We start from the raw sequence: 19,859 nt of genomic DNA, 5'->3' as shown, positions 1-19,859 counted from the left end.
TAAGCCTTCTTTTCAAGAGACAGGGATGCCCCCCATGAGCGAAACCCGCTACAAGATTGTTTTCGACGGCACACTGTTGCCCGGCGTCGAGAAGTCCACCGCCCAACTGAACCTGGCCGAACTGTTCAAAAGCGATGCTGCCGCAGTAGAGCGTCTGTTCAGCGGTCAGCGGGTAGAACTCAAACGCGATCTGACTCAGGCGGACGCACAGCGTTACCTGGAAGCCCTGAAAAACGCCGGGATCGATGCCCGAATCGAAGCTGAACAGGCTCTGGACCTGAACCTGGACGCAGTCACCCATGCCCCGACCCCGGCCCCAATCAGCGAGTCGCCCTACGCGCCTCCACAAGCCACGGTCGGCGAGGCTCTGCCGCAATACGCCACGCTCAATGTCTTCAGTTTCGAGGGCCGCATCGGTCGCCTGCGCTACCTGGCCTGGACCCTGGTCCTGACGGTCGCGATGCTGGCCGTGGTCGGAGTCGGTGCGTTCTTCGGCATTCTTTCCGCTGCTGTGCTCAACTCCACGCTCCTCACTGGAGTCGGGATCATCGGCGGCATCGTGGTGTTCATCGGTTTCATCGTCGTCAGCATCCAGATCAGCGTGCAGCGCCTGCATGACCTGGGCTGGTCCGGCTGGCTATGGCTGCTGAACTTCGTACCAATCGTCGGCAGCATCTTCCCCCTGGTGCTGATGGTCAGTCCGGGCAGTAACGTCGCCAACCGCTACGGCGCCCCGCCACCGCCCAATACCACTGCGGTCAAGGTCCTGTCATGGATGTGGGTCGTACTGATCGTGGCGTTGATCATTGGCCTGGTGGCCGGTGGCCTGAGCTCTCTGGAAGATCGCTACAGCGAGACCAGCTACAGCGAAAACGTCGACTCCGCCAGCGTTGACGAAGAGGCTGAACCCGCCGACAGCGCCGCGGCCCCTGTAGAATCCGAGCAAGAATAAACGCGTCCGAGCCTGCGACCCTTCCTGTCGCAGGCGACCGGCCGTTGCGATGGAGAAATGCATGACCCGTTACGCTCTGATCACCGGTGCTTCCAGCGGCATAGGCCTGGCCCTGGCCGAAGCCCTGGCCCGGCGTGGGCGCAACCTGCTTCTGGTGGCCCGCCAGCGTGATCAGCTGGAAACTATCGCCCTGGAGTTGACCCAGCGCTTTGGTGTCGAGGTGTTGTTTCGCGCCTGCGACCTGGGGGAGCCCCTGCGCCTGTCCGGCTTCCTATTGGAACTGGAGGAAGGCGAGCGTCAGATCGACCTGCTGGTCAATTGCGCCGGCATCGGCACCTGTGGCCCCTTCCTGGCCCAGGACTGGATGACCGAACAGGACCTGATCGAGGTCAACATCCTAGCCCTTACCCGCCTGTGTCATGCCCTGGGCAACAGCATGGCGCTGCTGGGTGGCGGACAGATTCTCAACGTCGCCTCGGTAGCCGCCTTTTATCCCGGCCCGTGGATGAGCACCTACTACGCCAGCAAGGCCTATGTCCTGCACTTTTCCGAGGGCCTGCGCGAAGAACTGAAGAAGTGCGCAGTCAAGGTTTCGGTGCTGTGCCCCGGCCCGACTCGCACGGGCTTTTTCCGCACGGCACAAATGGACACTAAAAAGCTCAACGACAGCAGACTGCTCATGAGCCCCGAGGAAGTGGCCCTGTACGCGGTCCGTGCGCTGGAAAAGAACCGCGCCATCATCATTCCCGGCCGCCTGAACCGCTGGATGGCTTTCAGCAGCCGCCTCGGCTCGCGCTGGCTGACCCGCAAGATCGTCGGTTACGTCAATCGGGCCTATTGCCCACGTTAGATGCCGGGCTGGGCGCACAGGATGAGCCTGAGTACACTCAGCCCGGACCAACCCAATGGAGAAACAGCTGTGGATACTCTGTTCACCAAGATCATCAACAGAGAAATACCCGCCAAGATCATCTACGAGGACGACCAGGTTCTGGCCTTCCACGACATCGCCCCGCAAGCGCCGGTGCACTTCCTGGTGATTCCGAAAAAGCCCATCCGCACCCTCAACGATCTCACCGAGGACGACAAGGCCCTGGCCGGACATATTCTGTTCACCGCCCAGCGATTGGCCAAGGAACAAGGCTGTGAAGACGGCTTCCGGGTGGTGATGAACTGCAATGAGCTGGGCGGACAGACCGTCTATCACATTCACATGCATGTGCTGGGTCAACGCCAGATGAACTGGCCTCCGGGCTGATTGCCCCCCCTACATTCCTGCACGGCGCCCTCTCGTCCGGTCTGCGACGAGGGTGCGCTGATCCAGCGCAGTTTTCGCCCCATCGATTGGAGTAAACTGGCCGCCGTGATTCTTCCCGGAGATAAGCATGACTACCCAACGTCACTACTCGCCGATTGACCGCCTGCTGCTGCAGGCCGATATGGCCATGCGCACGCTGTTGCCGTTCAGTGGCCAACCTTATCGCCCGTCGCCGGCCATCGTGCGGCCGGATGCGCAGATGAGTGACGAGGACACCCGGCATGTCGCCGGCCTGATGCGCATCAACCATACCGGGGAAGTCTGTGCCCAGGCGCTGTACCAGGGCCAGGCGCTGACCGCCAAGCTGCCCCAGGTACGCCAGGCCATGGAGCATGCCGCCGAAGAAGAGATCGATCACCTGGCCTGGTGCGAGCAACGCATCCGTCAGTTGGGCAGCCATCCCAGTGTTCTCAATCCGTTGTTCTACGGCCTGTCATTCGGCATCGGCGCAGCGGCCGGGCTGATCAGCGACAAGGTCAGCCTGGGTTTCGTCGCCGCCACCGAAGATCAGGTTTGCAAACACCTGAACGAGCACCTGGAACAGCTCCCGGCCGAGGACGAAAAGTCCCGGGCCATTCTCGAGCAGATGCGGATCGACGAAGAACACCACGCCGAAACCGCCCTTGAAGCCGGCGGTTTTCGCTTCCCGGCACCGGTCAAGTTCGGCATGAGCCTGTTGGCCAAGGTCATGACCAAAAGCACCTACCGGATCTGACTCCGCTGCTGCCTCCGACAAAAAAGGGCGCTCCATGAGCGCCCTTTGCTTTACCCGCAACAATCGACGCCAATCAGCCGAGCTCGACGATTTCGTAATCGTGAGTGATGGCCACGCCAGCGGCACCGAGCATGATCGAGGCCGAGCAGTATTTCTCCGCCGACAGCTCGATAGCGCGCTTGACCTGGGCTTCTTTCAAGCCCCGCCCCTTGACCACGAAGTGCATGTGAATCTTGGTGAAGACCTTGGGATCTTCGGTCGCGCGCTCGGCGTCGAGGAAGGCCTCGCAACTTTCCACGGCCTGGCGTGACTTCTTCAGAATGCTGACCACATCGAAGTTGCTGCAACCGCCCACGCCCAGCAGGAGCATTTCCATGGGGCGAACACCCAGATTACGTCCACCGGCTTCTGGTGGGCCGTCCATCACCACGACATGACCGCTGCCCGACTCACCGAGGAACATGGCTTCGCCAGCCCATTGGATGCGTGCCTTCATCGCCAAGACTCCACTGCTAAAAAAGGGTCGCCAGCTTAGCACAGGGTTTTGCCCCGGCCGCGCTTTGCCTGATGCAGGTATATTGCCGATTTTCACCAAGAAAAATCTTAAATCTGCCTAGGATGTGTCTGTTAAGCTGACGCCAAATGAATGGCGCATCGCCAGCGTCAAACAGCTTCGCTTTTCACCCCATAACAAACACCTCATACCGTGCAGTCTTTTCGGGATACAACCATGGTTGCTGTTGCCCCCACCCCCAGGATCAAAAATCTCGACAAGTTGCTGATGCACTGTCAACGCCGCCGGTATCAGGCCAAGAGCAACATCATCTGCGCCGGCGACGTGTCCGACAGCCTGTACTTCATCATCAAGGGTTCGGTGACCATCCTCATCGAAGACGACGACGGCCGGGAGATGATCATTGCCTACCTCAACGCCGGGGACTTCTTCGGCGAACTGGGGCTGTTCGAAGAGGCCGGGCAGGAGCAGCAACGCAGCGCCTGGGTGCGCGCCAAGGTGGAATGTGAAGTGGCACAAATCAGCTATGCCAAGTTCCGAGAGCTGTCGCAGATCGATCCGGACATTCTGTACGTGCTGAGCGGGCAGATCGCCCAGCGCCTGCGCAACACCACGCGCAAGGTCGGCGATCTGGCGTTCTTCGACGTGACCGGACGGGTTGCCCGCTGCTTGCTGGAGCTGTGCAAGCAACCGGATGCCATGACCCATCCGGACGGCATGCAGATCAAGATCACCCGCCAGGAGATCGGCCGGATCGTCGGCTGCTCACGGGAAATGGTCGGCCGGGTCCTCAAGGACCTGGAAGAACGCAACCTGGTTCACGTCAAAGGCAAGACCATGGTGGTATTCGGCACCCGCTAGCCCGGCAGAAAGCCGTTGAGCATCTCTCGGTAGAGGCTGTCCAGCCGGCCGATGGCGTCGGGGGCGGCAAAAGCCTCATGCAAGGCAATATGGCTCTCGGCCCGGCAACGCTGCTCCAGTCCACAGGCCTGATTGAAGGCATTGACCGCCTCTACCATCGAGGCGCGCTCGTTATCCAGCAACAAGGCTCCGTGTACCAACCCGACTGGCCGCTGCCCGCCCTTGCTCTGGCGCCAGCGCTGGGCAGTGCCGACCAGCTTGCGACCGTCCAGATTGACGTTGAAGCGCCCATCGCAAAAGGCACCGTCCACCTCGCCCAATGACGGATTGCCTCCCAACTCGGTGAGCAGGTCGCAAATCGGCTGGCACAAGCGTCGATAGGCCGTTTCAATCCGCCCCTGATCCCCCTCGCTACGCGGCGGTGCGTAGACCAGCGCAATGTTCACCGTGGCCGCCGACTGCGGCACCGGCTCGCCACCGGTTTCCCGCAACAACACCGGCCAGCCATTGGCGGCCGACACCTGGCAAGCCTGCTCGAATCCGGGCAGGCGACTCAGGCGCCGTGGCATCACCAGTGCTCGGTCACTGGGCTGCCAGAACAGCAGGCCAAACTCCTGCTCTGTGGCGCACACCTGGGCCAGCAGATCCTGCTCGGCCTGCAGGCCGGCTTCGACGGTCAAGGCAAGGGGTTGAGTCATGACAGGGCAAGTCCTTGGCAGTAGATATGAAAAAGCCGGCAATGCCGGCTTGTTCAGTGTTTCAGGCTCAGTCCAAGGTCGAACCGCTGACCGGGACGCCGCGCTCGGGGAAGAACAGGCGTTGCAGCTCGCTGCCCGGGCTCTCGGCGCGCATGAACGCCTCGCCCACCAGGAACGAATAGACGTTGCTGATTTCCATCAGCTCGACATCGGCACGATTGAGAATGCCGCTCTCGGTAATCACCAGGCGGTCGCGGGGAATCCGCGGCAGCAGGTCGAGGGTGGTTTCCAGGTCGACATCGAACGTGTGCAGGTTGCGGTTGTTGATCCCCACCAACGGCGTGTCGAGGGTTTTCAGTGCCCGCTCCAGCTCGTCGCCATCGTGCACTTCCACCAGCACATCCAGGCCAGCGCCCTTGGCCACCGCGGCCAGCTCGGCCATTCGCCCGTCATCCAGCGCGGCGACGATCAGCAGCACGCAGTCGGCGCCCAAGGCGCGGGCTTCGACGATCTGATAGGGATCGATCATGAAATCCTTGCGGATAACCGGCAACTTGCTGGCAGCCCGAGCCTGTTGCAGATAAGCATCGGCGCCCTGGAAAAAATCGACGTCGGTGAGCACCGACAGGCAGGTGGCACCGCCCTTCTCATAGCTCCTGGCAATGTCCGCAGGCACAAAGTTCTCGCGGATCACACCTTTGCTGGGTGATGCCTTCTTGATCTCGGCGATCACCGCCGGTTGCTTGAGCTTGGCCTGCTGCTGCAGAGCCCTGGCGAAGCCGCGCGGAGCATCGGCGGCGCGCGCCAGGGTTTCCAGTTCGGCCAGGCTGACACGCGCGCTGCGCTCGGCAACCTCCTCCACCTTGCGGGCGAGGATCTTTTCCAGAACAGTCGGCACACTCATCCTTCATTCTCCTGCTTGAACACCGCGGTAAAGGCGCCCAGTTCCTCAAGCTTTTCCCGGGCCAGGCCGGTGTGCAAGGCGTCATGAGCCAGGGCCACGCCCTCTTTCAGGCTGCTGGCATGATCTGCGGCATACAGCGCCGCACCGGCATTGAGCACAATCATTTCGGCGGCCTTCTGGCCATGCTCGGTCTTGCGTCGTCCCAAGGCATCGCGAATCAGCTCCAGGGACGCCGCCGGGCTCTCAACCACCAGGCCAAACAGGCTCTGGCTCTTCATGCCCAGGTCCTCGGGCTGCACCCAGTACTCGGTAATCTGGTCATTCTTCAGCTCAGCCACATAGGTCGGTGCAGCCAGGCTGAACTCGTCCAGGCCATCCTGGGAGTGCACCACCAGCACATGCTTGCTGCCCAATCGCTGCAAAACCTCGGCCAATGGCCGGCACAGCGCCTGGGTGAACACACCCACTACCTGATGTTTCACGCCGGCCGGATTCGTAAGCGGGCCAAGCATGTTGAACAGGGTCCGCAGGCCAAGGTCGCGGCGCGGGCCAGCGGCATATTTCATGGCACCGTGATGAGACTGGGCAAACATGAAGCCGATACCGACATTGTCGATGCAGCGGGCCACCTGGACCGGAGTCAGGTTCAGGTAGACCCCGGCCGACTCCAGCAGGTCGGCACTGCCGCTCTTGCCGGACACCGCGCGATTGCCATGCTTGGCGACCGTACAGCCGGCCGCCGCGACCACAAAAGAGGAAGCCGTGGAAACGTTGAAGATGTTCGCACCGTCACCGCCAGTGCCCACCACGTCCACCACACCGTCGAGGGTCTTGAGCTCGACCTTGTCCGCCAACTCGCGCATCACCGACACCGCGCCGACGATTTCGTCGATGCTTTCGCTTTTCATGCGCATGGCCATCATGAAGGCGCCAATCTGCGCATCGGTGCATTGACCGGTCATGATCTCGCGCATCACATCGCGCATCTCGTCGGTGCTCAGGTCCAGATGGCCGACAATACGGCTCAGGGCAGTCTTGATATCCATGAAAAGTCCTTAGCGCGTGCCGCCGCTCTGTTTGAGGAAGTTGGCGAACAGCTCGTGGCCCTGCTCGGTGAGAATAGACTCGGGGTGAAATTGCACACCCTCGATATTCAGCGTCTTGTGGCGCAGCCCCATGATCTCGTCGACGGAACCGTCGTCCAGTTGAGTCCAGGCGGTGACTTCGAGGCAGTCGGGCAGGCTGTCCCGCTTGACCACCAGCGAGTGGTAGCGGGTCACCGTCAGCGGCAGGTTCAGGCCGGTGAATACCCCCAAGTCACGATGGAACACCGGGCTGGTCTTGCCGTGCATCACTTGCCGGGCACGTACTACCTCGCCGCCAAAGGCCTGGCCGATGGACTGGTGCCCCAGGCACACGCCGAGAATCGGCAGCTTGCCGGCGAAATGCTTGATCGCCTCGATGGAGATGCCGGCTTCGGTGGGTGTGCAAGGACCGGGCGAAACCACGATGCGCTCCGGCTTGAGCGCCTCGATTTCAGCCACGGTCAACTCGTCATTGCGCACCACCTTCACCTCGGCCCCCAACTCGCCCAGGTACTGGACGACGTTATAGGTGAAGGAGTCGTAGTTATCGATCATCAGCAACATAGTGGAAACTCCTCAAGCCTTGGATGCGGGGGTTTGTTCAGCCAGTGCCACGGCACGGAACATTGCGCGACGCTTGTTCAGCGTCTCTTCCCACTCCAGGGTCGGCACCGAGTCGGCAACAATCCCGCCGCCGGCCTGTACATGCAGCTCGCCGTTCTTGATCACCGCAGTTCGAATGGCAATCGCGGTGTCCATGTTGCCGTTCCAGGCGAAGTAACCCACGGCGCCGCCGTAGACTCCACGCTTGACCGGTTCCAGCTCGTCGATGATTTCCATCGCGCGGATCTTCGGCGCGCCGGACAACGTGCCCGCCGGCAGGATCGCTCGCAGTGCGTCCATCGCCGTCAGGCCGGATTTCAGTTGGCCGGTGACGTTGGAGACGATGTGCATCACGTTGGAATAACGCTCGATCACCATCTTCTCGGTGAGCTTCACCGAGCCAATCTCGGAGACCCGACCAGTGTCGTTGCGCCCCAGGTCGATCAACATCAGGTGCTCGGCAATTTCCTTGGCGTCCGACAGCAGGTCCTGTTCCAGGGCCAGGTCGGCTTCCTCGGTAGCGCCTCGCGGGCGGGTGCCGGCAATCGGCCGCACGGTAATCAGGTTGTCCTCGACCCGCACCAGCACTTCTGGCGAGCTGCCCACGACATGGAAGTCACCGAAGTTGAAGAAGTACATGTACGGCGTCGGGTTGAAGCAGCGCAGCGCCCGGTACAGATCGATGGGCGCGGCGGAAAAATCGATGGACATGCGCTGGGATGGCACCACCTGCATGCAGTCGCCGGCCAGGATGTATTCCTTGATGGTGTCCACGGCCCGCTCGTAATCCGCCTGGGTGAAGCTGGAGCGGAATACCGGATCGCAGGCCTGCTGCTTGCTGAAATCCAGCCCCGGGCGCGGGGTGATCGGCTGGCGCAGTTGTGCCAGCAACTCCTGCAAACGCGCCTGGCCGGCGTCGAAGGCATTCTCCTGGCTTGGATCGGCCAGCACGATGGCGTGCATCTTGCCCGCCAGGTTGTCGAACACCACCACCGCGTCGGAAACCATCAGCAGGATATCCGGCACGCCGATCGGATCCGGGTTCGGGCACGGGCCCAGGCGCGGCTCGACATAACGCACGCAGTCATAACCGAAATACCCCACCAGGCCGCCGTTGAAGCGTGGCAGGCCGGCGATGGTCGGCACGTTATAGCGGGCTTTGAATTCCTCGACGAAGGCCAGCGGGTCGGTCACTTCATGGCGTTCGATCTCCACGCCATCGTGGGTCACGCTGACCTGGAAGCCGTGCACCCGCAACACGGTGCGGCATGGCAGGCCAATGATCGAATAGCGCCCCCACTTCTCGCCGCCCTGCACCGACTCCAGCAAGTAGGAGTTGGGCTGATCGGCCAGTTTCAGGTAGATCGACAGCGGCGTGTCGAAGTCGGCAAGGGTTTCGCAGGCCAGCGGGATACGGTTGTAACCGGCTGCGGCCAAACGCAGGAATTCTTCGCGAATCATGGGATGCCTCGTGGCTTGAGGGTCTAACAGTCAGGTATGCAAACACGCCGGCAGGGCCGGCCAGACAAAAATCAGGCGCGCCAACGCCAACGGGCCAAGGCCTTGATGACTTTCATCCAGAGTTTGCGAGTGACCACCACGATGGAGTTTCCAGAAGGGGATGGAACAGCGTCGGGCAACGTTATCTCAGCGGCAGGTTCTAAGCAACCGGGGATCAGCGCCCGCAAGTCGTCGATCACCAGCGCCGGCAGCTCTTCGGCAATCGGCCGGCCATGGTTGTAGCCATAGCTCAGCGCTACGCACTTGACTCCTGCTGCCTTGGCGGCCAGCACGTCACTGCGCGAGTCGCCGACGAACAGCGATTGCGAGGCCGGCACACTGGCCATCTTCATCACGAAGAACAGCGCCGCCGGATCGGGTTTCTTCTGCGGCAGGGTGTCGCCGCCAATGATCCAGCGGAAATACCGGCCGATCTTCATCTGATCCAGCAAGGGCGCCACGAAACGCTCGGGCTTGTTGGTAATCAGGGCCATTTCCACGCCCTGCTTGTACAACCACTTGAGGGTTTCGCGGACACCGGGATAAACCACGGTCAGCTCGTGGCTGTCCTCGTAGGCGCTGTTGAACAGCTCCAGGGCATGTTCAGCCTCGACTTCGTCGACGCCCTGGGCATCCAGGCTGTTGGCCAGAGCCCGGCGCACCAGCATCGGAGCGCCATTGCCGACCCACTCGCGCACCGCCTCGATCCCCGCGGGCTTGCGCCCCAGCTTGAGCAGCATTTGATCCACGGCAGCAGCGAGGTCCGGCACCGAATCGACCAGGGTGCCGTCCAGGTCGAACATTACCAGCCGCGGCAGGCGCCCCGGGAACAGCTGCTCGAACGCACTCATGGCCGAGCCAGCGCCAGTTCAGCGCGCATTTTCTCGATGACTTCCCGATAGTTCGGCGCGTTGAAGATCGCCGAGCCGGCCACGAAGGTATCGGCGCCCGCGGCGGCTATTTCGCGGATGTTGTTGACGTTCACCCCACCATCGATTTCCAGACGGATATCGCGGCCGGAGGCGTCGATCAAGGCCCGCGCCTCGCGCAGCTTGTCCAGGGTTCCAGGAATGAATTTCTGCCCGCCAAAGCCCGGGTTGACGCTCATCAGCAGCACCATGTCGACCTTGTCCATCACGTACTTGAGCACGTCCAGCGGGGTCGCCGGGTTGAACACCAGGCCGGCCTTGCAACCACCTTCGCGAATCATCTGCAGGGAACGGTCCACATGCAGGGTGGCTTCCGGGTGAAAGGTGATGTAGGTCGCGCCCGCCTCGATGAAGTCACCGATGATGCGATCCACCGGAGTCACCATCAGGTGCGCATCGATCGGCGCGGTGATTCCGTACTTGCGCAGCGCAGAGCAGACCATCGGGCCGATGGTCAGGTTCGGCACATAGTGGTTGTCCATGACATCGAAGTGGACGATATCGGCACCGGCGGCCAGGACATTGTCCACTTCCTCGCCCAGACGGGCGAAGTCGGCGGAGAGAATCGACGGAGCAATAGCGAAGGGCTGCATGACGCACCTTTTTTGAGCAGAATCACGATGGCGCGCATTGTATACCTCATGCTTTGGAGCGCACACCGTAACCGCGATGATCAGTAAGCCGCGCGATAGATCTTCTCGATATCGGCAGGACTCAGTCTGCGCGGATTGTTGCGCATCAGACGCTCGATCCCCGCGGCCTCCACGGCCATGGCGGGAATCGCCTCCTCGGGCACGCCAAAGCTGCGCAAGCCATTGGGAATCTCCACCGCAGCGCACAGGGCCGTCATCGCGTCCACGGCCCGATCGGCGGCCTCGCTGGCACTCAAGTGCGCGGTCTGCAGCCCCATGGCTTCGGCGATATCCTGCATGCGCTCGACACAGGCCATCTTGTTCCAGGTCATGACATAGGGCAGCAGCAAGGCATTGCTGACCCCGTGGGACATATGAAAACGCCCCCCCAGGGGATAGGCCATCGCATGCACCGCGCCGACCCCGGCATTGCCGAAGGCCATGCCCGCCATCAGGCTGGCGGTGGCCATATCCTCCCGGGCCTGCAGGTTGGCCGGGTTGGCATAGGCCTTGGGCAGCGCCTTGACGATCAGCTTGATGGCCCCTATGGCCAGGGCATCGGTGATCGCGGAGGCACTCAGCGACAGATAGGCTTCAATCGCGTGCACCAGGGCATCGACGCCACTGGCGGCGGTCACGCTGCGAGGGCAGGTCAGGGTCATCTGCGGGCTGACCAGGGCCACGTCCGGCAGCAGGTAGTCGCTGACAATGCCCTTCTTCAACTGCGCAGCCCTGTCCGAGAGTATCGCCACGTTGGTGACTTCCGAGCCGGTGCCGGCGGTGGTGGGAATGGCGATCAGCGGCGGCCCCTTGCGCGGCACCTGATCGATGCCGAACAGGTCTTCCAGGGCGCCGTGATAACCGGCATAAGCCGCGACACTCTTGGCAATGTCGATGGCGCTGCCGCCCCCCACCCCGATCAGACCGTCATGCCCGCCTTCGCGGTAGACCTGCATGCAGTCTTCGACGATAGCGATTTCCGGATCGGGCAGCACCCGGTCGAAGATCTCGTGATCGCGCTCCCCCAGATGGGCCAACGCCAGCGCCACCGTGCCCGACTTGAGCAGCGCGGCGTCTGTGACGATCAGCGGGTTGTCGACATCCAGGCGAGTCAGCTCAGCGGCCAGTTGCTCGATGGCGGTACTGCCGGTGAGCAGCTTATGAGCGATCTTGAAAGAGGAAATACTCATGTGCGCAGCCTCTTATATAGAAGGGGAAAGCTGGCACAAGCGTAGACGTGGATTATCGGTTGTCGCCTATTCAGCGGACGAATGCCCCATCGTCCCTCGCCCGGAACACCCTTCAGTGGCCCGGACGGGGGAACCGCGCGTTTTTACACCTGGGCGGTACGTAGTTTCTCGCTGCGTCCACGCAGCCATTCCAGGGTCAGCAGCAGAATCACCGAGAAGGCAATCAGCAGCGTCGCCGCCGCGGCAATGGTCGGGCTGAGGTTTTCACGGATGCCGCTGAACATCTGCCGTGGCAGGGTCGCTTGCTCCGGACCGGCCAGAAACAGGGTCACCACCACCTCATCGAACGAGGTGGCAAAGGCGAACAGCGCGCCACTGATGACCCCGGGCGCGATCAACGGCAAGGTCACCCGGCGGAACGTGGTCAAGGGCGAAGCCCCGAGGCTCGCCGCGGCGCGCACCAGGTTATGGTTGAAGCCCTGCAGGGTCGCCGACACGGTGATGATCACGAAAGGCACCCCGAGCACCGCATGCACGATGATCAGCGAGAAAAAACTGTTGCCCATGCCCAGCGGCGCGAAGAACAGGTAGCTGGCGACACCGATGATCACCACCGGCACCACCATCGGCGAAATCACCAGGGCCATTACCAGCGCCTTGCCGGGAAAGTCGCCGCGGGTCAGGCCGATGGCCGCGAGCGTACCGAAGACCATGGCCAGCAGGGTCGCGGCCGGGGCCACGATGATGCTGTTTTTCAGCGCCCGCATCCATTCGGCGGAGGCGAAGAAGTCCTGGTACCAGTGCAGCGAGAACCCCTGCAACGGGTACACCAGGAAGCTCCCCGAGTTGAACGACAGCGGGATGATCACCAGCACCGGCAACACCAGGAACAACAGGATCAAGCCGCAGAGAATCCGCAAGCTGTAGAACCAGATCCGTTCGACGGGAGACATGTAGGGGCTCAGCATTTCGAATCTCTCCTTAGCTCAGGCGCAGGCGGCTGGCGCCCACCAGCCAGCTGTAAATCAGATAGAGCACGACGGTCGCCAGCAACAGCAGGCCGCCCAGGGCCGTGGCCATGCCCCAGTTGATGCTGGTGTTGGTGTAGAAGGCGACGAAGTAACTGACCATCTGATCGTTCGGGCTGCCCAGCAAGGCCGGGGTGATGTAGTAGCCGATGGCCAGGATGAACACCAGCAAGCAGCCAGCGCCGACCCCGGCATAGGTTTGCGGGAAATACACCCGCCAGAAGCTGGCGAACGGGTGGCAACCCAGGGAAATCGCCGCACGCATGTAGGTCGGCGAAATGCCCTTCATCACGCTGTAGATCGGCAGGATCATGAACGGCAGCAGGATATGCACCATGGAGATGTAGACCCCGGTCCGGTTGAACACCAGCTCCAGGGGCTTGTCGATCACCCCCATGGCCAGCAGCGCACTGTTGATCAGGCCACCGGATTGCAGCAGCACGATCCAGGCCGCGACCCGCACCAGGATCGAGGTCCAGAACGGCAGCAGTACCAGGATCATCAAGAGGTTGCTCTTGCGTGCCGGCAGATTGGCCAGCAGGTACGCCAGGGGATAGGCCAGGACCAGGCAGATGGCGGTGATCACCAGCCCCATCCAGAAGGTCCGGGCGAAGATGTCCAGATAGATGGCCTGGTCCGGGGTGGCCGGGGCCAGTTCGCCCAGGTCATCGATGCGATGGTCCACCGCCGCCAGCAGGTAGTAAGGGGTCAGGCTGCTGGTGTTGCGGCGGATCGCCTGCCAGTAGGCCGGGTCGCCCCAACGCTCGTCCAGGCTTTCCAAGGCTTCTTTATAGGATTCGGGCTCGGCCTTGAACGGCAAGGCGCGGGCGGTCTTGGTCAGCAGGCTGCGATAGCCGGCCAGTTCCATGTTCAGGCGCTTGGACAGGTCGCCCAGGGTCTGATTCTTGCGGGCGTCCGCCAGGTCCTCGCTCAAGGCCTTGTAGGTCCCTTCGCCGGGCAGGCCACGACCGTCCCAGGCACTCACGGCCGCCACCGTGCGCGGCATGCCGCCGACCACTTCCGGGTTGCCGACGCTCTTGTACAGCAGCGCCACGATCGGTACCAGGAACACCAGCAACAGAAACAGCACCAGGGGCGCGATCAAGGCCTGTGCCTTCCAGCGGTTGACCCGCTCGGCACGGGCCAGCCGCTGCTTCAAGGTCGGGCCGGTGACCGCGTTCAGGGGAACGGTGATGGTCATGACAAACTCCGCGAATCGATCTTTCGAATACAAGCCACCGGGGTAGGAGCGGGCTTGCCCGCGCATTCAAGGGCATCCTTCAACATCAGGCTTGAGCTGATGACGCCTTCGTGAGCGAGCTCGCTCCTACAACAGCAGGGGGTGGTTACTTGGCTGCCCAGGCGTTGAAGCGCTGTTCCAGCTGCTCGCCGTTGTCAGCCCAGAAGCTGACGTCGATCTGTACCTGGTTGGCGATGTTTTCCGGGGTGGTCGGCATGTCCTTGAGGATGTCCTTGCTCAGCAGCGGTACCGCCTGGGTGTTGGCCGGGCCGTAGGCGATGTTTTCCGAATAGGTTTTCTGCTGTTGCGGCTGGACCGAGTAGGCGATGAATTTTTTCGCAGCTTCGGCGCGAGCCTTGTCCAGGCCTTTGGGGATAGCCCAGGCGTCGAAGTCGTAGATGCCGCCGTTCCACACCACTTTCAGGTTGCTTTCCTTCTGCACCGCGGCAATCCGGCCGTTGTAGGCCGAGCTCATGACCACGTCGCCGGAAGCCAGGTACTGCGGCGGCTGGGCGCCGGCTTCCCACCACTGGATGTTGGGCTTGAGCTCATCGAGTTTCTTGAAAGCACGGTCCTGGCCGTCCTTGCCGGCCAGCACCTTGTACACGTCCTTGGGCGCGACACCGTCGGCCATCAGGGCGAATTCCAGGGTGTACTTGGCGCCCTTGCGCAGGCCGCGTTTGCCCGGGAATTTCTTGGTGTCCCAGAAGTCGGCCCAGCTGCTGGGGGCTGCTTTCAGCTTGTCGGCGTTATAGGCCAGCACCGTGGACCAGACGAAAAAGCCTACGCCGCATGGCTGGATAGCGCCCTTGACGTAATCTTCGCTCTTGCCGAACAGGGCCGGGTCCAGTTGCTCGAACATGTCCTCGTCGCAACCGCGGGACAGTTCCGGAGACTCGACTTCCACCAGGTCCCAGGACACGCTCTTGGTGTCGACCATGGCCTTGATCTTGGCCATCTCGCCGTTGTACTCGCCGGCCACGATCTTGCCATTGCCCGCCGCTTCCCAAGGGGCGTAGAACGCCTTGACCTGTGCCGCCTTGTTCGCCCCGCCAAAGGACACCACGGTCAGGTCCGGGCCCGCCGCCATGGCGTGCGCCGCACCCATCATGCCCAATGCCAGGGCGGTGAATTTCAGGGATCTCAACATTTATTGTGTTCTCCACGTGCAGGTTGGTGTTGCAGGGGGCGATCAATTCGCCTCTAGAAGCGGGTCAAGCGCGCGAACGTGCTCGACTTGCCAGCCAAGCGGCACCACGTCACCCACCGCCAGCGCAGGATCGAGCTCGGCAATCGGCTGTTTCACGAAGAAGTCGCTCTTGCCGCAGACTTCCAGGCGCACCCGGACGTGGTCGCCCAGATAGATGAATTCCGCCACCCTCCCGGAGAAGCGGTTGACGCAGCTTTCGCTGGAGCCGTTGAGGCTCACGCGCTCCGGCCGGATGGACAGGGTCACAGGCTCGCCGACGCGGCCGACGTTCACCGCCAGCGCCTCGACTTTCTCGCCACGCCCCAGCTCCACCACGCAGCGCTCGCCGTTATGGCTGTGCAGGCGGCCGTTGAGACGGTTGTTCTCGCCAATGAAGTTGGCGACGAAGGTGTTCTTCGGCTCTTCGTAGAGGGTCCGCGGCGGGGCGATCTGCTGGATCTCGCCCTGATGGAACACCGCCACCCGGTCGGACATGGTCAGGGCTTCGCCCTGGTCGTGGGTCACGTAGACCACGGTCACGCCCAGGCGCTGGTGCAGGTGTTTGATCTCCATCTGCATGTGTTCGCGCAGCTGCTTGTCGAGGGCGCCCAGGGGTTCGTCCATCAGCACCAGCTGCGGCTCGAACACCAGGGCGCGGGCCAGGGCCACCCGCTGCTGCTGGCCGCCAGACAGTTGCGCCGGGTAGCGCTGGGCGAAAGCATCGAGCTGGACCATGCTCAGCACGCGCTTGACCCGTTCACTGATGTCGGTCTTGCCCAGGCCGCGCACCGACAGCGGAAAGCCGAGGTTCTCGGCCACGGTCATGTGCGGGAACAGGGCGTAGTTCTGGAACACCATGCCGATGTCACGCTTGTGCGGCGGCACATTGTTGATGGCACGCCCGGCCAGCTGGATCTCGCCAGCGGTCGGCGTCTCGAAACCGGCCAGCATCATCAGGCTGGTGGTCTTGCCGGAGCCGGACGGCCCCAGCAGGGTGAGGAACTCGCCTTTGCGAATTTCCAGGTTGAGGTCTTTGACGATCAGGTTCTCGCCGTCGTAGCTCTTCTGCACACCACGAAAACTGACCAGAACATCGTTGGCCCCAGCGCTTGAAACGACCTCGCTCATACCCACACCTTTTGTTTTAGACGGCTGTGGAGCAAGCCTAGTGGAGCGCGCAAGTCCCGCAAATCGGGGCTCAGGAGAGATTCGCCTCAGCCGCCTGGAAGGTTGCGTGTAGGGATTGCCCTACAAGGATGGCGGGATTGGATAAGGGCGGTGGTCAGCGGCAAGCTGCAAGCGGCAAGAAACGGCAAAAGCCCGACAGCGGGGATGTCGTAAATGGACAAGTGCCCTCCCCGGGAGGTGGAGAGGGCACTGCAGATGGTGTCAGAGCAACTTGTGCTCCATGGCGTACTTCACCAGCTCGGCCAGGGATGTGACGTTGAGTTTCTGCATCAGCCGCGCCTTGTGGGTACTGATGGTCTTGCTGCTCAGCGCCAGTTGCTGGGCGATGTCGTTGACGTTGGCCCCTTGGGCCAGGCGTTCGAAGACCGAGAATTCGCGCTCGGACAGCAGTGAATGCAAGGGTCGGGCGTCAGTCAGGCCGACTTCGAAGACCATGCGGTCCGCCAGATCCGGATCGATGTAGCGCCCGCCCGAGGCCACCTTGCGGATCGCGGTCAGCAGCAGCGACGGGTCGCTGTCCTTGGTGGCGTAGCCGGCAGCGCCGATCTTCAACGCCCGGGCGGCCATCTGCGCCTCATCATGCATCGACAGCACCAGAATCGCCGGCGGATTGTGCAGCGCGCGAATCCGCGGAATCGCCTCCAGCCCGTTCACCCCGGGCATGGAGATGTCCAGCAGCACCACTTCGCAACTCACCTGGCGCAGGGTTTCCAGCAGTTGCTCACCGTTGCTCGCCTCCCCCACCACAGTGAGATCCTTGGCCAAGCCGATCAGTTGCTTGATGCCCTCACGGACAATGGTGTGGTCTTCGGCTACCAGTACACGGATCACGTGCTTCTCCTCGTTATTGTTCTGGATCCAGGGGCACCCGGACGCTCAAGGTGGTGCCTTCGCCCTGCACGCTTTGCAGCACCAGGCTGCCGCCCATGATCAGCACCCGCTCGCGCATGCCCACCAGGCCAAAGGAGGTCGGACGCGCTGAAGCGGTGTCGAAACCCAGACCGTCATCACTGATGCTCATGCACAGTTCGGCGCCTTCCAGGGTCAGGGACAGCTCCACAGTATGCGCCTGGGCATGCCGCATGACATTGGTCAGGGCCTCCTGGAGGATGCGGAACAGGCCGATGGCCTTGGCGTCGCTCAAACGCGGCAGGTTGTCCGGGACCTGCACCAGGCAGGGAATCTGGGTCCGCGCCTCGAAACGCCGGGCCTGCCATTCGATGGCCGAGGCGATGCCCGCATCGAGGATCGGCGGCCGCAGGGCGGTGGCCACGTCGCGCACCAGCTGGAACAGTTGGGCAATCAGGCGTTTCATGCTGTTGAGGCGCTCATGCAGGCCCGGGTCAAGCTGGGCATAGGCCAGCTCGCACATAGACGTTTCCAGCTTGAGCACGGTGAGCATCTGTCCCAGCTCGTCATGGACTTCCCGGGCAATGCGGGCCTTTTCCTCCTCGCGCACGCTCTCCAGGTGCGCCGACAGCTCGCGCAATTGCTCCCGAGAGCTGGCCAGCTCCAGCTCGATGCGCTTGCTTTCGCTGATGTCCCAGACAATGCCATCCCAAACGAAGGCGCCATCATCCAGGCGCCGGGTAATGGCCTTGATCTCGGCCCAGCGCTGCTGGCCCTGACGGGTCAGGATGCGACCCTGCCAGGACCAGTCACTGTCGGTATCCAGGGCCTGATCCTGGGTCTGGTGATAGCTGGCCTTATCGTCCGGGTGCACCAGGCTGCGCAGGCCGGTGTCCCGGTGGGCCAGGACCGCCGGTGGGTAGCCCACCAGGGTCTCGCTGCCCTCGCTGATGTAGGCAAAGTCGATCTGTCCGGTGACCGGCGCCCGCTCCAGGCGAAACACCAGCCCCGGAACGTTGGCGGCGATGCCCTGCAGGCGCGCTTCGCTTTCACGCAGGGCCGCCAGGGCCCGCCGGCGCTCGGTGACGTCATTGAGATAGACCACCAGGTACTCGCTGTCGCGAAAGCGCAGGAAACTCAATGACACGTCCGCCGGCAGGATACTGCCATCAGCGCGCACACACTCCGTCTCGAAGCTTTGCGCGCCCTCTTCGCTGGCCCGGGCGCGTTTCCACAGGTTGAGCCAGCGGTCCATGTGCAGGTTGGGTTCGAAATCGATCAACGGCCGGTCGATCACCCCGCCCGCCGGATAACCGAGCATCTCCTCGGCCGCGCGGTTGGCGTAGCGTACATGGCTGTCCCAGTTGACCCAGAGAATGCCCACGGTGCTCTGGTCGATGGAAAACTGCGTCAGGCGCAGGGCCTCTTCGCTGGCAGCGCGCAGGGCGATGTCTTCACGAGCCGCCAACAGTCGCAGCTCCAGCCCGCGTTGCTGGCGGCGCTGCCAGAAGACGATCGCCAGGCTGGCCAGCAACAGGATCACCAGCAACAGGCTGAGGTTCTGCCAGACGCCGGGGGACTGTCCCAGCCGCGGGTACTTGGGCTGCAGCCAGCGGCTGTGGAGTTGCTCCAGATCCTTGGCCGGGATCGCATGCAAGGCTCTTTCGACGATGCTGGCCAGCTCCGGCCAGTCGCGCCGGGTCGCCACCCGCAACAGTTGCGGCAGGCCAATGTCGCCCACCACCGCCAGCCCGGCGAACTCCGCCTCCGCCGACAAGCGACTGAGCTGGGCCTCGTCCACCACCGCATAGCGGGCCTGCTGGCTCAGCAGCAACTGCAGGGCCTGACGCTCCAGGGGCACCCCTTGCAGATTCAGGTTGGGGTAGGTCTGACGCAGATAGTCGGCCACCGCACTGGGCATCCGCACCGCTACCCGGGCCTGGCTGTCGAGCTTTTCCAGCTCTACCGCGCCCGCCCCCTTGCGCTCCCCCACCACCAGTTGCGGCACGCGCATGTAAGGGTCGCTGAACAGCCACAGGCGCAGGCCGGCAGGTGTCTGGGTCAGGCCCGGAGCCATGTCTACTTCGCCGTCGCGCAAGGCTCTTTCCAGCTGTGCCTGATCGGGGAAGTTGCGCCAGCTGAGCTCGATCTTCAGCGCCTGGGCCAACGCCTGCATCAGTTCGACGTTGGCGCCGGACAAACGCTGCAGGCGCCGGTCGTACTGAGCGAAGGGCGCCTGCAGCACCAGGCCCACTCGCAACTCCGGGTGCTGCTCAAGCCATTGCCGCTGCTCCTGGCTCAAGGCCGCCACGGGCCCAAGGGGCGTCGGCGCCGCCCAGCCTATCAAGGGAAGGCCGACACAGCCGATAAGCAAAAGGCAGCGAAAAAGCATCATCTGAAGTCTCACACCCTGACAAATACTGACCAACCCATTAGGCTGCCGGAATTACTTCTGGCCTGGAAT

20 protein-coding genes are annotated in these 19,859 nt (G+C 62.7%); 5 read left to right on the top strand and 15 right to left on the bottom strand.

Annotated features, from left to right (window positions below; all coding sequences use genetic code 11):
- Positions 1-34: 34 nt before the first annotated feature.
- From BLV47_RS02020 to coq7, 4 genes are all read left to right on the top strand, one after another.
- Complete coding sequence (locus tag BLV47_RS02020; protein WP_092309365.1) at positions 35-952, top strand: DUF805 domain-containing protein; 918 nt, start codon at positions 35-37, stop codon at positions 950-952.
- Positions 953-1,013: 61 nt separating this feature from the next.
- Positions 1,014-1,802: an SDR family NAD(P)-dependent oxidoreductase gene (locus BLV47_RS02015; protein WP_092309362.1), complete on the top strand. Its 789-nt coding sequence runs from the start codon at positions 1,014-1,016 to the stop codon at positions 1,800-1,802.
- A gap of 69 nt (positions 1,803-1,871) precedes the next feature.
- A complete protein-coding gene (locus BLV47_RS02010) occupies positions 1,872-2,210 on the top strand; it encodes a histidine triad nucleotide-binding protein (protein WP_016963742.1) in 339 nt (112 codons plus the stop codon).
- 127 nt (positions 2,211-2,337) lie between these two features.
- Positions 2,338-2,985: a 2-polyprenyl-3-methyl-6-methoxy-1,4-benzoquinone monooxygenase gene (gene coq7 / locus BLV47_RS02005; RefSeq protein ID WP_092309359.1), complete on the top strand. Its 648-nt coding sequence runs from the start codon at positions 2,338-2,340 to the stop codon at positions 2,983-2,985.
- 73 nt (positions 2,986-3,058) lie between these two features.
- Here coq7 and BLV47_RS02000 read toward each other — a convergent pair whose 3' ends face one another.
- The gene (locus tag BLV47_RS02000; protein WP_009045862.1) at positions 3,059-3,481 is read right to left on the bottom strand and encodes an OsmC family protein; all 423 of its coding nucleotides are present in this window, start codon (positions 3,479-3,481) and stop codon (positions 3,059-3,061) included.
- Between the two features lie 234 nt (positions 3,482-3,715).
- Here BLV47_RS02000 and crp point away from each other — a divergent pair, with 234 nt between their 5' ends.
- Entirely contained in the window at positions 3,716-4,360 is a 645-nt protein-coding gene (crp, locus tag BLV47_RS01995) for a cAMP-activated global transcriptional regulator CRP (protein WP_092309356.1), read from the top strand.
- Here crp and BLV47_RS01990 read toward each other — a convergent pair.
- From BLV47_RS01990 to BLV47_RS01925, 14 genes are all read right to left on the bottom strand, one after another.
- Positions 4,357-5,058, bottom strand: a complete 702-nt coding sequence (locus BLV47_RS01990; protein WP_092309353.1) for a lipoate--protein ligase family protein — start codon at positions 5,056-5,058, stop codon at positions 4,357-4,359. The genes crp and BLV47_RS01990 overlap by 4 nt on opposite strands.
- Before the next feature lie 67 nt (positions 5,059-5,125).
- On the bottom strand, positions 5,126-5,962 hold the full coding sequence (gene trpC, locus BLV47_RS01985; protein ID WP_092309350.1) for an indole-3-glycerol phosphate synthase TrpC: 837 nt from the start codon (positions 5,960-5,962) through the stop codon (positions 5,126-5,128).
- Complete coding sequence (gene trpD / locus BLV47_RS01980; RefSeq protein WP_016963746.1) at positions 5,959-7,008, bottom strand: anthranilate phosphoribosyltransferase; 1,050 nt, start codon at positions 7,006-7,008, stop codon at positions 5,959-5,961. The genes trpC and trpD overlap by 4 nt, the downstream gene beginning before the upstream one ends.
- A 9-nt stretch (positions 7,009-7,017) precedes the next feature.
- Positions 7,018-7,611, bottom strand: coding sequence for an aminodeoxychorismate/anthranilate synthase component II (locus BLV47_RS01975; protein WP_092309347.1), 594 nt, complete (start codon positions 7,609-7,611; stop codon positions 7,018-7,020).
- A gap of 12 nt (positions 7,612-7,623) precedes the next feature.
- A complete protein-coding gene (gene trpE, locus BLV47_RS01970; protein WP_092309344.1) occupies positions 7,624-9,111 on the bottom strand; it encodes an anthranilate synthase component I in 1,488 nt (495 codons plus the stop codon).
- Positions 9,112-9,182: 71 nt separating this feature from the next.
- The gene (locus BLV47_RS01965; protein WP_092309341.1) at positions 9,183-10,001 is read right to left on the bottom strand and encodes a phosphoglycolate phosphatase; all 819 of its coding nucleotides are present in this window, start codon (positions 9,999-10,001) and stop codon (positions 9,183-9,185) included.
- Positions 9,998-10,672, bottom strand: a complete 675-nt coding sequence (gene rpe, locus BLV47_RS01960; protein WP_092309338.1) for a ribulose-phosphate 3-epimerase — start codon at positions 10,670-10,672, stop codon at positions 9,998-10,000. The genes BLV47_RS01965 and rpe overlap by 4 nt, the downstream gene beginning before the upstream one ends.
- An 80-nt stretch (positions 10,673-10,752) precedes the next feature.
- A complete protein-coding gene (locus BLV47_RS01955) occupies positions 10,753-11,901 on the bottom strand; it encodes an iron-containing alcohol dehydrogenase (RefSeq protein WP_092309335.1) in 1,149 nt (382 codons plus the stop codon).
- 143 nt (positions 11,902-12,044) lie between these two features.
- Positions 12,045-12,869 (bottom strand): ABC transporter permease, encoded by an 825-nt coding sequence (locus BLV47_RS01950; RefSeq protein ID WP_092309333.1) that lies wholly within the window; start codon positions 12,867-12,869, stop codon positions 12,045-12,047.
- A gap of 13 nt (positions 12,870-12,882) precedes the next feature.
- A complete protein-coding gene (locus BLV47_RS01945) occupies positions 12,883-14,130 on the bottom strand; it encodes an ABC transporter permease (RefSeq protein WP_092317022.1) in 1,248 nt (415 codons plus the stop codon).
- Positions 14,131-14,275: 145 nt separating this feature from the next.
- Positions 14,276-15,319 carry an ABC transporter substrate-binding protein gene (locus tag BLV47_RS01940; protein WP_092309330.1) on the bottom strand — a complete coding sequence of 348 codons (1,044 nt, stop codon included), beginning with the start codon at positions 15,317-15,319 and terminating at the stop codon, positions 14,276-14,278.
- 42 nt (positions 15,320-15,361) lie between these two features.
- A complete protein-coding gene (locus BLV47_RS01935) occupies positions 15,362-16,486 on the bottom strand; it encodes an ABC transporter ATP-binding protein (RefSeq protein WP_092309327.1) in 1,125 nt (374 codons plus the stop codon).
- Between the two features lie 261 nt (positions 16,487-16,747).
- Positions 16,748-17,377: a response regulator gene (locus BLV47_RS01930; RefSeq protein ID WP_016963817.1), complete on the bottom strand. Its 630-nt coding sequence runs from the start codon at positions 17,375-17,377 to the stop codon at positions 16,748-16,750.
- 13 nt (positions 17,378-17,390) lie between these two features.
- Complete coding sequence (locus BLV47_RS01925; protein WP_092309324.1) at positions 17,391-19,790, bottom strand: PAS domain-containing sensor histidine kinase; 2,400 nt, start codon at positions 19,788-19,790, stop codon at positions 17,391-17,393.
- Positions 19,791-19,859: the final 69 nt, after the last annotated feature.

This window comes from Pseudomonas saponiphila (genome assembly GCF_900105185.1).
GTDB classification, from domain to species: domain Bacteria; phylum Pseudomonadota; class Gammaproteobacteria; order Pseudomonadales; family Pseudomonadaceae; genus Aquipseudomonas; species Aquipseudomonas saponiphila.
Note: the sequence above shows the minus strand (reverse complement) of the source record. Positions and strands in the feature narration are given on the sequence as shown.

What these genes read in the sequence shown, in the direction of transcription:
- rpe (WP_092309338.1), bottom strand. Translation starts at nt 10,672, where the DNA reads ATGCAGCCCTTCGCTATTGCTCCGTCGATTCTCTCCGCCGACTTCGCC.
- BLV47_RS01965 (WP_092309341.1), bottom strand. Translation starts at nt 10,001, where the DNA reads ATGAGTGCGTTCGAGCAGCTGTTCCCGGGGCGCCTGCCGCGGCTGGTA.
- BLV47_RS01925 (WP_092309324.1), bottom strand. Translation starts at nt 19,790, where the DNA reads ATGATGCTTTTTCGCTGCCTTTTGCTTATCGGCTGTGTCGGCCTTCCC.
- BLV47_RS01945 (WP_092317022.1), bottom strand. Translation starts at nt 14,130, where the DNA reads ATGACCATCACCGTTCCCCTGAACGCGGTCACCGGCCCGACCTTGAAG.
- trpC (WP_092309350.1), bottom strand. Translation starts at nt 5,962, where the DNA reads ATGAGTGTGCCGACTGTTCTGGAAAAGATCCTCGCCCGCAAGGTGGAG.
- BLV47_RS01955 (WP_092309335.1), bottom strand. Translation starts at nt 11,901, where the DNA reads ATGAGTATTTCCTCTTTCAAGATCGCTCATAAGCTGCTCACCGGCAGT.
- BLV47_RS01940 (WP_092309330.1), bottom strand. Translation starts at nt 15,319, where the DNA reads ATGTTGAGATCCCTGAAATTCACCGCCCTGGCATTGGGCATGATGGGT.
- BLV47_RS02020 (WP_092309365.1), top strand. Translation starts at nt 35, where the DNA reads ATGAGCGAAACCCGCTACAAGATTGTTTTCGACGGCACACTGTTGCCC.
- trpE (WP_092309344.1), bottom strand. Translation starts at nt 9,111, where the DNA reads ATGATTCGCGAAGAATTCCTGCGTTTGGCCGCAGCCGGTTACAACCGT.
- BLV47_RS01975 (WP_092309347.1), bottom strand. Translation starts at nt 7,611, where the DNA reads ATGTTGCTGATGATCGATAACTACGACTCCTTCACCTATAACGTCGTC.
- coq7 (WP_092309359.1), top strand. Translation starts at nt 2,338, where the DNA reads ATGACTACCCAACGTCACTACTCGCCGATTGACCGCCTGCTGCTGCAG.
- BLV47_RS01935 (WP_092309327.1), bottom strand. Translation starts at nt 16,486, where the DNA reads ATGAGCGAGGTCGTTTCAAGCGCTGGGGCCAACGATGTTCTGGTCAGT.
- BLV47_RS01990 (WP_092309353.1), bottom strand. Translation starts at nt 5,058, where the DNA reads ATGACTCAACCCCTTGCCTTGACCGTCGAAGCCGGCCTGCAGGCCGAG.
- BLV47_RS01950 (WP_092309333.1), bottom strand. Translation starts at nt 12,869, where the DNA reads ATGCTGAGCCCCTACATGTCTCCCGTCGAACGGATCTGGTTCTACAGC.
- trpD (WP_016963746.1), bottom strand. Translation starts at nt 7,008, where the DNA reads ATGGATATCAAGACTGCCCTGAGCCGTATTGTCGGCCATCTGGACCTG.
- crp (WP_092309356.1), top strand. Translation starts at nt 3,716, where the DNA reads ATGGTTGCTGTTGCCCCCACCCCCAGGATCAAAAATCTCGACAAGTTG.
- BLV47_RS02015 (WP_092309362.1), top strand. Translation starts at nt 1,014, where the DNA reads ATGACCCGTTACGCTCTGATCACCGGTGCTTCCAGCGGCATAGGCCTG.
- BLV47_RS02000 (WP_009045862.1), bottom strand. Translation starts at nt 3,481, where the DNA reads ATGAAGGCACGCATCCAATGGGCTGGCGAAGCCATGTTCCTCGGTGAG.